This window comes from Tateyamaria sp., from assembly GCF_059783535.1.
Window position 1 is genome coordinate 12,430 of sequence record NZ_JBYNDP010000063.1, and the last position, 10,454, is coordinate 22,883.

Annotated in this window: 16 protein-coding genes; 6 read left to right on the top strand and 10 right to left on the bottom strand. The window is 60.9% G+C overall.

Annotated elements, in window-relative coordinates:
* Both AC6RA8_RS13035 and AC6RA8_RS13040 read left to right on the top strand, forming a co-directional pair.
* The coding region (locus AC6RA8_RS13035) for a Lin0512 family protein (RefSeq protein WP_500353176.1) at positions 1-222 on the top strand (222 nt) is incomplete at its 5' end.
* Positions 215-553: a Lin0512 family protein gene (locus AC6RA8_RS13040; RefSeq protein ID WP_500353177.1), complete on the top strand. Its 339-nt coding sequence runs from the start codon at positions 215-217 to the stop codon at positions 551-553. The genes AC6RA8_RS13035 and AC6RA8_RS13040, both read left to right, overlap by 8 nt.
* 68 nt (positions 554-621) lie before the next feature.
* Here the strand turns inward: AC6RA8_RS13040 and AC6RA8_RS13045 are convergent, their stop codons facing one another.
* Positions 622-1,293 (bottom strand): helix-turn-helix transcriptional regulator, encoded by a 672-nt coding sequence (locus AC6RA8_RS13045; RefSeq protein WP_500353178.1) that lies wholly within the window; start codon positions 1,291-1,293, stop codon positions 622-624.
* A 1-nt stretch (position 1,294) separates the two neighbouring features.
* Positions 1,295-1,669: a hypothetical protein gene (locus AC6RA8_RS13050; RefSeq protein WP_500353179.1), complete on the bottom strand. Its 375-nt coding sequence runs from the start codon at positions 1,667-1,669 to the stop codon at positions 1,295-1,297.
* Between the two features lie 212 nt (positions 1,670-1,881).
* Between AC6RA8_RS13050 and AC6RA8_RS13055 the strand changes: the two genes are divergently transcribed.
* From AC6RA8_RS13055 to AC6RA8_RS13070, 4 genes are read left to right on the top strand one after another with little or no spacing between them, the layout of a single operon-like run.
* Positions 1,882-2,100, top strand: a complete 219-nt coding sequence (locus tag AC6RA8_RS13055; RefSeq protein ID WP_189369922.1) for a twin-arginine translocase TatA/TatE family subunit — start codon at positions 1,882-1,884, stop codon at positions 2,098-2,100.
* A gap of 3 nt (positions 2,101-2,103) precedes the next feature.
* A complete protein-coding gene (gene tatB, locus AC6RA8_RS13060; RefSeq protein ID WP_500353180.1) occupies positions 2,104-2,559 on the top strand; it encodes a Sec-independent protein translocase protein TatB in 456 nt (151 codons plus the stop codon).
* Positions 2,560-3,489 (top strand): twin-arginine translocase subunit TatC, encoded by a 930-nt coding sequence (gene tatC, locus AC6RA8_RS13065; protein ID WP_500353181.1) that lies wholly within the window; start codon positions 2,560-2,562, stop codon positions 3,487-3,489.
* On the top strand, positions 3,486-4,328 hold the full coding sequence (locus AC6RA8_RS13070) for an ATP-binding protein (RefSeq protein WP_500353182.1): 843 nt from the start codon (positions 3,486-3,488) through the stop codon (positions 4,326-4,328). Before tatC ends, AC6RA8_RS13070 begins: the two co-directional genes overlap by 4 nt.
* On the opposite strand, the gene AC6RA8_RS13075 is transcribed toward AC6RA8_RS13070, so the two are convergent.
* From AC6RA8_RS13075 to AC6RA8_RS13110, 8 genes are all read right to left on the bottom strand, one after another.
* The gene (locus AC6RA8_RS13075) at positions 4,325-5,368 is read right to left on the bottom strand and encodes a Hint domain-containing protein (RefSeq protein ID WP_500353183.1); all 1,044 of its coding nucleotides are present in this window, start codon (positions 5,366-5,368) and stop codon (positions 4,325-4,327) included. The two genes, AC6RA8_RS13070 and AC6RA8_RS13075, sit on opposite strands and share 4 nt — an antisense overlap.
* 167 nt (positions 5,369-5,535) lie before the next feature.
* Entirely contained in the window at positions 5,536-6,738 is a 1,203-nt protein-coding gene (locus tag AC6RA8_RS13080; RefSeq protein ID WP_500353184.1) for a peptidoglycan DD-metalloendopeptidase family protein, read from the bottom strand.
* A 68-nt stretch (positions 6,739-6,806) separates the two neighbouring features.
* Positions 6,807-7,457 (bottom strand): protein-L-isoaspartate(D-aspartate) O-methyltransferase, encoded by a 651-nt coding sequence (locus AC6RA8_RS13085; RefSeq protein ID WP_500353185.1) that lies wholly within the window; start codon positions 7,455-7,457, stop codon positions 6,807-6,809.
* The gene (gene surE, locus AC6RA8_RS13090) at positions 7,454-8,236 is read right to left on the bottom strand and encodes a 5'/3'-nucleotidase SurE (RefSeq protein WP_500353186.1); all 783 of its coding nucleotides are present in this window, start codon (positions 8,234-8,236) and stop codon (positions 7,454-7,456) included. The genes AC6RA8_RS13085 and surE overlap by 4 nt, the downstream gene beginning before the upstream one ends.
* Before the next feature lie 107 nt (positions 8,237-8,343).
* Positions 8,344-8,991: a class I SAM-dependent methyltransferase gene (locus tag AC6RA8_RS13095; RefSeq protein WP_500353187.1), complete on the bottom strand. Its 648-nt coding sequence runs from the start codon at positions 8,989-8,991 to the stop codon at positions 8,344-8,346.
* A gap of 31 nt (positions 8,992-9,022) precedes the next feature.
* Positions 9,023-9,664 (bottom strand): SDR family NAD(P)-dependent oxidoreductase, encoded by a 642-nt coding sequence (locus AC6RA8_RS13100; RefSeq protein ID WP_500353188.1) that lies wholly within the window; start codon positions 9,662-9,664, stop codon positions 9,023-9,025.
* A 31-nt stretch (positions 9,665-9,695) separates the two neighbouring features.
* Entirely contained in the window at positions 9,696-9,968 is a 273-nt protein-coding gene (locus AC6RA8_RS13105) for a hypothetical protein (protein WP_500353189.1), read from the bottom strand.
* 127 nt (positions 9,969-10,095) lie between these two features.
* A partial coding sequence (locus AC6RA8_RS13110) for a hypothetical protein (protein ID WP_500353190.1) occupies positions 10,096-10,454 on the bottom strand: 359 nt, incomplete at its 5' end.

A 10,454-nucleotide genomic window follows, 5' to 3' on the forward strand; every position in this document is an offset into this window, starting at 1 on the left:
ATGGGTGTGGGCAAAGAGGATATGCGGATCAAGGTGCATATCGGGTGCGCCAAGCCAGAGCTGGTGGACACGGCTGTGCTGGCCGAAGTGTTTCCTTATGGCGAGACATCATTCGTGGTTGAAAAAGGGGGGCTGGATGTTGCTCGGCCCGAGGGTGAGGGAAACCCAACGGTAATGGCGCAGGCCGCTTTGATCGTTTCGGTGGAGGTGCCAAATGCCTGAGCAACGGTTGATCATCGAGATGGCGCAGGGCGTGGACCTGCATGGTCGTGATGATACGAAGGCCGCGAAGCGCGCCGTGGAGCAGGCGCTGCAAGGGGCATCCTTGCCGATCTTTGGCACGTTGGGTGTCGACCGCGAGACGATGCGTGTTGTGGTGCACGTGGCTGTGCCGCGCCCGGAGGCTGTCGACGTGGATGTGATTGCGGGGCTGCTGCCTTATGGATCTGTCGAAGTTATCGCGGAAAAGGGCGGGCTGGATGTGCCAGTGGCCGGTGATGTCGCCGTGATGGCGGTTGCGGCGATCGAGGTGTTCCTTCCTTTGACCACGTGACGTCGTTGGCGGCTCTGTTTTGCGCCTAAATGGCGCAAAAGGCGCCCACCCACCGACCCAGGCGCGGTTTACAGGTTCGGATCGTAATCGGAGAGCCGCTTGCCCGGTTCGTCCACGAACATCTCTGGCAGGGCCTCGGCCGATTGGATCAGGTCAACGCGAAACACCCTGAAATCATTGCGTAATTCGCACCATGACGTCAGCGTCCATACCCGCCCCCAATACTCCATATGCAGCGGACGGATAATGCGGGTCGTGATCCTGTCCCCCTTAGAGTGATAGGTGAGTTGCAGCTTTTGCTTGGCTCGAATAGCGGCGCGCAATGTGGGCATCTGGGCAAAACCACGGACTGCATCGGCAAAGGGGTAGACCGCGAACTTCCACTTGTCTGCCTCTGCCACCGTGCGTTCGGGCAGCACGGCATCTATCTTGTCCGCAAGCGTGCGCGCGGCGGATTTGAGCGTGTCATCCGCCGCTTCGGCGACAATTGCCATGCCGAGGTTCAGCGCCTCAAGTTCTTCGGTTGTGAGGGTGAGGGGCGGCAGGCTGATCGCCTCGGTGATCATGTAGCCCACGCCGCGCTCACCCTGCACGGGCACGCCGGAGGCGACCAGCGTGTCCATGTCGCGGTAGATGGTGCGCACCGACACCTCGCAGACATCCGCGATCTCCTGCGCTTTGTGCAACTTGCCGTCGCGCAGGATCTGGATGATGTCAAAGAGGCGGTCGGTGCGGCGCATGTTACTCCTGTTGCAGCTGGATGGGGGCGTGGCGCATGTCGATACTGTCATGGTCGATCATCGACATGACGGGCTGCGCCTCTGGACGTGCGAACATCTCTTTGGCGGCGGACATTGCCGCGTCGAGAGAGACCCATGTGATGTGATCGGTCCACAGGCCGCTGTCATCCGAGGACAGGGTGCGCGTGATCATGGCGCCCGTGCTGCGCAGAAAGGGGCCCATGCCGTCGGCAGCGGTGATAAAAGACGCCGGATCAGTGCCATCGACCAGCCGGAATGTGACGATTTCAGCGACGAGGTGCGTGTTGCCTGTGCCTTCGCCGGCGGCTGCGTGGGCAATCGTGGCTGCAAAGAGGGTGGTTGTCAGTGTGCGCATCGGTTTCTCCTGTGTTCGAGCGGTGATGCGCCAGGTTTAGGGATAGCCAACTGACATTAACCTGTCAGTTGGGTATAGGCCATAGCAAATTTCTTGCGGATTTGGCGTCTTCGTGACCGTCAAGCCAGCCATCGGCCTTTTCGCAACTGCGGCAAAACCATAGAACAGGGACCGACAGGCGGCATTCCGTCGCCAGAGATGGGAGAAACACCATGGGAATTGGAAACATCGGACTTCCGGGCCTGCTGCTGATCGCCGTTGTGGTGCTGGTGCTGTTTGGCCGCGGCAAGATTTCAAGCTTGATGGGTGAGGTCGGCAAAGGCATCACCAGCTTCAAGAAGGGCATCAACGAAGGCAAGGAAGAGCTGGAAGCGGCCCAGGCCGAAGAGGCCAAGGACATCACGCCTGAGTCCGAAAAAGACAAGGTCTGATCCATGTTTGATCTCGGCCTCGCTGAGCTGCTGGTCATCGGGATCGTGGCGTTGATCGTCATTGGCCCCAAGGACCTGCCGATGGTGTTTCGCAATGTCGGTCGCTTTGTCGGCAAGGCGCGGGGTATGGCGCGCGAGTTTTCATCCGCCATGAACCAGGCGGCGGACGAGGCCGGCGTCAAGGATATTCAACGCACCATCAAGACGGCCACCAATCCGATTGGCAGCGCCATGGACGGGGTGAAGGATGCGGCGCGGGATGTGACCTCGTCCCTCACGGACCTCGATCCGGAGAGTGAGACGGGCAAACTGGCTGCTGAGAAGGCAGAGCGGGCCGAGAATGCGCGCAAAATCCAGGCCGCGACCGCCCGCGCGCAGGCTGAGCGCAAGGCGCAAGAGGCCGCGGATGCGTTGAAGAAAGCAGAAGAGCTTGAAGCTCAGGCGCCGAAAGAGAGCTAGATGAGCCAGACCGAAGACCTTGATGACAGCACAGCGCCACTGATTGAACATCTGGCCGAGCTGCGCACGCGGCTGATCCGGTCCGTGATCGCGTTCATCATTGCGATTACGGTGTTCTTTATCCCCATTCAGGGTGAGTTCATCGCGGTGCACGTGTTGAATTTCCTGATGGAGCCCATCGTGGACACGCTGCGCGAGTTGGGGGATCCGTCGCCGACGCTGCAATACACCTCGCCGCAGGAATACCTGTTCACGTTGTTCCGCATCTCGATGGTGTTTGGCTTTGCGCTGGCCTTTCCCGTGATCGGGTTCCAGATGTGGCGGTTCGTGGCGCCCGGGCTGTACCGGCAGGAAAAGAATGCCTTCTTACCGTTCCTGATTGCGTCGCCGGTCATGTTCCTGCTCGGCGCGAGTTTTGCGCAATTCGTTGTGACTCCGCTGGCCATGGCGTTTTTCTTGGGCTTTGCGGATGTGTCTTCGGTGCTAGCGATTGTGTTCGGCAATCCCGAAACATTGCCTGATGGCGCCGTCATTACGCCCGAAGCGGCCAGCGAGGGGCCAACCATCACCTTCTTTGGGAAGGTCAACGAAAGCCTTGATATCACCCTGAAATTCATCATGGCCTTTGGGTTGTGCTTTCAGCTTCCCGTGCTGCTGACCCTGATGGGCAAAGCTGGGCTGGTCAGTTCCGAGGGTCTCGCCAACGTGCGCAAATACGCGATGGTTGGCATTCTGGTGCTGGCGGCTGTTGTCACCCCGCCCGACGTCATCACGCAGCTGATCCTGTTCACGGTCGTTTACGGTCTTTACGAAGTCTCGATCTGGCTGGTCCGCCGCGTTGAGAAAAAGCGCGACGCGCAACTGCGTGAAGAAGGGTATTTTGACGACGAGGATGACCTTGGTGATCTGTCCGAGGAAGATCTGAAGTGATCGACGACCCTATGGACCGCATCGCGGCGGCGCTGGAGCGGATGTCTCCTGCGCCGCTGGACACTCCCGATTTTGATGCGGCTGCGGCCTTTGTCTGGCAGACCGGCCCCGATCGGCTAGAACCCGTTGCGCATGTGTCGCGCGTGCCATTGGATCTGCTGCTTGGGGTCGAGCGATCACGCGATACACTGTTGGCCAACACACGGCAATTTGCCCAAGGATTGCCGGCAAACAACGCGCTGTTATGGGGCGCGCGTGGTATGGGAAAATCCAGCCTTGTCAAAGCAATACATGGCGCACTTGAAGTGGATTTTCAGCAACTGAAGATTGTCGAACTGCATCGAGAGGACCTGCCGTCCGTTGGGCGCTTGCTGAACGTCTTGCGGCAGGCGCCGGATGCACGTTTCATCCTGTTCTGCGATGATCTGAGCTTTAGCCACGATGATCAGCATTACAAATCACTCAAGGCTGTGCTCGATGGTGGCATCGAAGGACGGCCCGACAATGTGATCCTGTATGCCACGTCGAACCGCCGTCACCTGATGCCCCGCGACATGATCGAGAATGAGCGCGGCAGCGCCATCAACCCGTCCGAGGCGGTCGAAGAAAAGGTGAGCCTGTCCGACCGGTTTGGCCTTTGGCTGGGCTTCCATGCGTGCGATCAGGACCAGTACCTTGCGATGATCCGTGGGTATTGTGCCGCCTATGGTGTCAAGATCGATGACGATACGCTGTGGGCCGAGGCCATTGAATGGCAGGCCACGCGGGGGTCCAGATCGGGGCGTGTGGCATGGCAGTATTTCTGTGACCTTGCCGGGCGACAGGGCGTGGCGCTCTAGGCCGCGAGGAGATGCGCCTCGAACCCTTTGAGGCATGGTGCGCACATCGGGCCATAGCTGGCGAGATCCGGGAACAACCGTTCGATTTCAAGGCGGGCATGATCCCCGACGGCGCCCATGGTGATTGAGCCGGGGTAGAGGGTTTCGCTCCAGATGCCGTGCGACTTCACCACGTTGTGGGCAGACAGCAGGATGTGGTGGTAGGTCACGCGCCCTCCGACCTTTCGATAGACACCATCCATGCAGAGCAGATCCTTGGCCCGGACAAGAACTTCGTCCTGACCAAAGAGCAATTCGGCCCGCCAATCCGTCAGCATGATCGCGTGCTGTGGCGACACGACAAGATCACGGTCGTTTCCAAGGGTACCCGCAGAGATGACGATGGGGGCGAGGTCATCGGTGGCTAGAACGGTCGTTTGACCCACCCAGAGAATGGGTTGTGGGCCTGACGTGCCAGTTCGGACAAGGTCACCATTGTTCAACGCCTCGATGGCGCGGGGACCTGTCGGTGTTTCGATCAATGTGCCGGACGTAAAGCACACGATCGTGCCGCCAAGATCTCCGTGTGGAACGAATTCGCCGTTCTCGACAATGCCGCCGATCGTGAGGTCCGTGTTGGGCGGGGGAATGCCATCGGGAAAGACAAGAAAGTAGCCGTCTTCGTCCGTTGCAGTGGCGTCGGCCCCGTCATTGAGGTCGTTGTCATTGTTCAGGTCGACGTCGATGACAGCCACTTGCCACGTGGTTGTGCCGTCGGTCACGGTGAACGTGTAGTCCCAGATGATCTGTCGGTCTGTGCCGTCAATCGTCACAGTCTGTGGGAATGCGCCGCCAATACGTTCCTGGGCCTGGACCGTTTCGTTGTTGGCACCGTCGCCATTGAATACGGTGGCGCCATCATTTTCGTTCACCACGAAGTAAGTGGTGTCGCCCGTGTAGCGCCAGGTGCCGGTCGGTGCGAAAGCATAGTTGTTCGCCGCGCCGTTGACCGTGGTCTGAATGCCCCGCAGGGCAAAGCTGTATCCGTAAAAGACAGGCATGGGCCTGAACCAATCCAAACAGTTTCTTTGGATTGTTTCTGATCCCTCAACCGGGCGGAGTTAGGGCCATACGCCGTTGTTTGCGGAGAATTCAGGGAATGTTTGGGGCAATTTCGGCACATTCACCCGCGTGAGTGGCAATCAGCCGCAATTGCCCAGGGTCCACCTTATTCGAAGAACGGGTTGGGGTTCACGCTGTCGAAACCGTCGCGCACTTCGAAGTGGACATATGCCGTGTCGCTGGTGTCGCGCAGTTTCGCAATGGATTGTCCCCGGGATACCGTGTCGCCCTTCGCAACAGTCACGTCCGTGACGTTGGCATAGACGGTCAGCAGGTTATCCGGGTGCCGGACAACGATGATCGGCACGCCCTCGGCGCTTTCCGTGATGGCCGCGACGGTGCCGCCTGCTGCTGCACTGACAGCCGTGCCTGGTGCAGCCTGGATGTCGATGCCTTCATTGCGGCCCTTCGCGTAGTCGCGAATGATTGTCCCTTGAACGGGCAGGGACATTTCACCGGACTGGGCAGGCGCGCTGGTCTGGCCAACATCCGCAACCGGCTTGTCAGGGTCCGGGGTTGCAGCCGGTGGGTTGGCGGTATCGTCTTCTGGCAAAGGTTTAGCCGAGCTGGGCGGCAGTGGTGTCGGCGACCCTGCGCCGGGGGCCGTTGTCGCAGTGTCCGGTGCTGCAGCTTGCCGTTCGGGCGCGTTGGTGCGCGCCACGGGGATCAGCAGGTACTGTCCTTCACGTACGGCGAAATCTGCGCCAAGGCCATTCCATTCCGCCAGCGATTTTGCGGGGACCTGGTACAGCCGCGCGATTGTAAAGGCGGTCTCACCCCGTTCTACCCGGTGGCGGATTGGCTCCTGACCCGTTTGGGGCAGAGGTGTTGCTGTCGGAGCATTGGCCACAGGCGTTGGTGCGGCATTGTCGATCGCGTTGCCTGCCAACGTGGTCACATCCACGGATGATGGCTGAATGGGGCCGGTGCCGATTGCGCCAGTCAGTGGCGAGGGTTCCGACACACGGCGGGGCAGTGCGATGATTTCGCCGTTGCGCAGCGGCACGTCTGTTTCAACGCCATTGAAGTTTGCCAGCTCAGACACCGGCAACCCAACGCGGGTCGCCACATCCTGTAGCGTATCGCCCCGTCTGGCGACGGCAACTTGGTAGTTCGGATAAGAGATGACGCCCCGGTTGTCCGGTTCCGGTCTGTCCGCTGTTGCGTTCTGTGCCGCCTCGGCCGTCGTGAACCCGCCACCAAGACCGCGCAGGTCAAAATCCAACGGCTCGTCGCAGGCTGCCAGCACCAGCAAACCGCAGGTTGCAATCATCAGGGGCCCACGGGGGCGCTGTAGGGTCGGGATCATCTGCGTCGTCCTCTGCCTGACCCCTCGTGAATGGGGGCCTTGTCGGTTGCGCGATGTTTACACCAGTTTCAGTCTTTGCCCAAGCCCTCGAGCAAGGGAACAAAGCGCACATCGCGCAATTCGTCATATTCGAGGCCGTTTGCCGTTTTGTGCACACGGATCAGGCTTTGCACGGCATCGGATTGCCCCACGGGCAGCACCATGATCCCACCTTCCTTCAACTGACCCAGCAGGGGGCCGGGCGGGTCCTCGGCTGCGGCTGTGACGATGATGCGGTCGAAGGGCGCCTGGTCTGGCAAACCGAAAGACCCATCCCCCGTGATCGCAGTGATGGTGTGCAGGTTCAACTCTTCGAAGATCGCGCGCGCTTCGTGCACGAGCCGCCGGTGCCGGTCGATCGTGTAGACCCGGCGCGCGAGTTTGGCGAGGATGGCCGCCTGGTAGCCGGACCCGGTCCCGATTTCGAGCACCTTGTCCCGGGGGGTGACATTCAAGGCTTGCGTCATCAGGCCAACGACCGATGGCTGGCTGATGGTCTGCCCGCAGGCAATGGGCAAAGGCATATCTTCATATGCCCGCTCGGAAAACAGCCCACGCACAAAGGGTCCGCGGTCGATCTCTTCCATCGCGCCGAGCACACGCTTGTCAGTCACACCCTTGGACCGCAGCGCATAAAGGAACTGCATCTTGCGCGTGGCGAGATCGGTGTCCTCACTCATGTGGCGATAGACCCAAGCTGACCCAGCATGTCATGCGCAGTGAAATCCGCACGCATGGGCGTGACCGAAATATAGCCATCGAGGTTCACGGCAGCGTCCGTATCGGGGGCCGTGTGGACATGCTGGTTGCCGCCCCGGATCCACAGGAAGTTCCGTCCGCTGGGGGATTGCGTCTGTTCAGTATGGAACCCCACACCGGGGCGCAGGCCCTGCGACACAACGCGCGTGCCTTTCAAATCAGCTGCCGCTACGGGCGGGATGTTGACGTTGTAGAACAACTGGTACCCGGGCTGAGCCTTGGGCGTGGCGGCAATAATCCGCTCAACTAGCGCCTTGCAATGGGTGGCGGACGCCTCGAACGGGTCATCCAGCTCTCGGTTCGCGGGGCCAAAATACTGTGACAACGCGATGGACAACACGCCTTGCAACGCTCCTTCGATGGCGGCGCCCAGGGTGCCGGAATACAGCGCGTTCTCAGCCGAGTTGTTGCCCCGGTTCACGCCGGACAGGATCAGGTCGGGCGGGCCGTCCAGCACCTGATGCAGTCCCGCAAGGACGCAATCCGCCGGGCTGCCTTCAACCGTGTACCGATTGGGCGCGATCTGTTGGAACATGAAGGGCCGCGCATAGTTGATGCAATGGGCCACGCCCGACTGCTCAAATGCGGGCGCCACAGTGGTTACATGCCCGTCCGGTCCGGCCAAATCTGCTGCGATCTTCTCGAGCACCTGAAGGCCAGGCGCCGAGATACCGTCGTCATTTGTGATGAGAATGCGCATATGTCGCCCCTTTGCGCCTTACTATGTGCCGCGCACGCGCGGGGCAACTGTCGTGGCTCCCGGCGGCGGTTTTTTTGGACCGGCGACATGGGACCGTTGCGTACCCGCTACGGGCGAATGGCGATGTACCCATGTGACACGCGGCTCGGTGGACCGCTCTTGAACGGGTGAAGCGTGATGTCTGCAAATCCTGCCGTCTCCAACATCTGTTTGGCCTGCGCCGGGTGATACGCGGCGTTGCCCCACCGCCATCGCACAAGTGCCGTGCACCAGTGGGGACGAGAGAGGGCCAGGACCAACAGACCGCCGGGTGCAATTTGATCATGCAACCAGGCCAAGGCCGCTTGCGGGTCCTCCAGATGCTCGATGACGTGGGCGCACAACACGACATCCTGCGGCGGCATATGTTCCAATTGCCCTCCCAGCGGGGTCGCAATCGTGACGGCGCCGGGCAACCGGGCCGCGGCTGTGTCGAGCATGGATTGTGAGATGTCCGTCAGTGTCAGGGTGGCGGGCGCCCCGTGCGCGTCCAGCCACGCCTGCGCGAAGGCGCCCGTTCCGGTGCCGACGTCCAGTACCCTTGGTGCCTTTCTGGAAACCCGAACCGAAGACATCAGGTCGGCATAGGCCGCCAGAAACCCCAGCTTGGAAATGCCGTCCTGCCAGCCAGTTGCCGCCGCATCGTAGATGGATTGTAAGGTACCGGACCGCGCAGGCGGTCGGGGCCGGTCAAATCGTGTCAGGCGGGACAGCATGATCCTATTGGGTCATGCTTGCCTGTTCTGTTCAACCGTTGATTTCGGATAGGATACGCGCTGCTTCATCCGCCGGGTTGGCGAGGGGAGAGCGATCTTCGCCCGGATGGAAGCGTGCACGTGTCGCGGTCGGCATGGGCTTAGGCGTGGCAACATGTACCTGTGGACCGGTCTTTGCCGTCTCGGCTTGCCAGCTGCGGGCCAGGGCGATTTGCGCGGCCTTGGTCGCACCATATGCGCCGTAGAAGGATTGCCCGGCCACCGGATCATCCATGAACACAGCCTTGCCCGACGTGCCAAGGAGGGGGGCAATATAGGTGATCAGTGTTGCCGTGGCCGTCACGTTGCCCGCGATGGATTTCGACATGTCCTTGGGGTCAATCATGCTGGTCGGCGCCAGCGGTGCAGCATGGATTGCGCAGTGCACCCACATATTCAGGCTGCCCCAGCGATCAAAGATGCCACGGCACAGCGTTTGCATGGCCGCGTCATTTCCGATGTCCATGGGCGCCAGAGTTGCGGCGCCACCTTTGGCAGTGATCTGGTCATCCAGCTCTTCCAAAGCGCCGGTCGTCTTGGCCACCGCGATGATGTGATGTGTCGGCGCAAGGGCCAGCGCCATCGCGGCGCCAAGGCCGCGGGATGCACCGGTGATAAGAGCGGTCTGTGTCATGGCCCGCTCTTGCCTTGTGGCGGGCCAAGGGTCAAGCGGCTGCCTTCGGTCGGTCCGGCAAAGTAAGCGTGCGTTGGCCGACCCCACCAGCCAGAACCACCCGGTCTTCACCTATCGCGATGACGGTACCCTGTCGGAACGTGTCGCCGACCCGCACCATGCGTGTCTGCCCGCCCGCTGTGCGCAAGAGCGCGCGGCGGCTGGATTCTGTTCCGACAACGCCCAGAAGCTGCAGGTTGCGCAGCGGCAACACGCCGTTCTGGGTGGCGAGATCGGCAGTTGTTGCGTTTGTTTTATCGGCCATCAGTGCGTTCATCCCCATGAATCAAGGGGCGCGGCTAACATGGCTTTTGGGCGAGGTGAACGGGTCGCCGGGCTGATACGCAATGCTTTGCCCAGTGACGTGGGGGCATTCGGCGGCGGTGCGCTGATCAGCCCTGACGTTTGGACCTGTGGTAGGTCAGTGTGATGTGGGCAAGGTGCCAAACGGCATCCTCGTCCAGTGGTGTATCAAGGTCGAACCCCAACGCGCGCCGCCCGTCATTGTGGAACTGCTTTGGAAAGCGGTGGTCCATCTGCGCCGCCAAATCGGTCTTGCAGTCGACAAAGGCGAGCAGACGATTTGGAGTTTCTGGTGACCAATCCACACGCAACGTTGATCCGGTGCGCGCGCGCTTTGGACGCCACGCGGGCTGGCCCCATTTCAGGCTTTCGTCAAGGGGGCCTATGTCGGCTTGGGTTGCAACGTTGTGAACGATGCCGCGAAGCTGCGCGAAACAGGACTGGGCGT

Bases quoted from the DNA above. Each gene is read 5' to 3' on its own strand.
- AC6RA8_RS13040 (WP_500353177.1), top strand. From the start codon at position 215: ATGCCTGAGCAACGGTTGATCATCGAGATGGCGCAGGGCGTGGACCTG.
- AC6RA8_RS13045 (WP_500353178.1), bottom strand. From the start codon at position 1,293: ATGCGCCGCACCGACCGCCTCTTTGACATCATCCAGATCCTGCGCGAC.
- AC6RA8_RS13050 (WP_500353179.1), bottom strand. From the start codon at position 1,669: ATGCGCACACTGACAACCACCCTCTTTGCAGCCACGATTGCCCACGCA.
- AC6RA8_RS13055 (WP_189369922.1), top strand. From the start codon at position 1,882: ATGGGAATTGGAAACATCGGACTTCCGGGCCTGCTGCTGATCGCCGTT.
- tatB (WP_500353180.1), top strand. From the start codon at position 2,104: ATGTTTGATCTCGGCCTCGCTGAGCTGCTGGTCATCGGGATCGTGGCG.
- tatC (WP_500353181.1), top strand. From the start codon at position 2,560: ATGAGCCAGACCGAAGACCTTGATGACAGCACAGCGCCACTGATTGAA.
- AC6RA8_RS13075 (WP_500353183.1), bottom strand. From the start codon at position 5,368: ATGCCTGTCTTTTACGGATACAGCTTTGCCCTGCGGGGCATTCAGACC.
- AC6RA8_RS13080 (WP_500353184.1), bottom strand. From the start codon at position 6,738: ATGATCCCGACCCTACAGCGCCCCCGTGGGCCCCTGATGATTGCAACC.
- AC6RA8_RS13085 (WP_500353185.1), bottom strand. From the start codon at position 7,457: ATGAGTGAGGACACCGATCTCGCCACGCGCAAGATGCAGTTCCTTTAT.
- surE (WP_500353186.1), bottom strand. From the start codon at position 8,236: ATGCGCATTCTCATCACAAATGACGACGGTATCTCGGCGCCTGGCCTT.
- AC6RA8_RS13095 (WP_500353187.1), bottom strand. From the start codon at position 8,991: ATGCTGTCCCGCCTGACACGATTTGACCGGCCCCGACCGCCTGCGCGG.
- AC6RA8_RS13100 (WP_500353188.1), bottom strand. From the start codon at position 9,664: ATGACACAGACCGCTCTTATCACCGGTGCATCCCGCGGCCTTGGCGCC.
- AC6RA8_RS13105 (WP_500353189.1), bottom strand. From the start codon at position 9,968: ATGGCCGATAAAACAAACGCAACAACTGCCGATCTCGCCACCCAGAAC.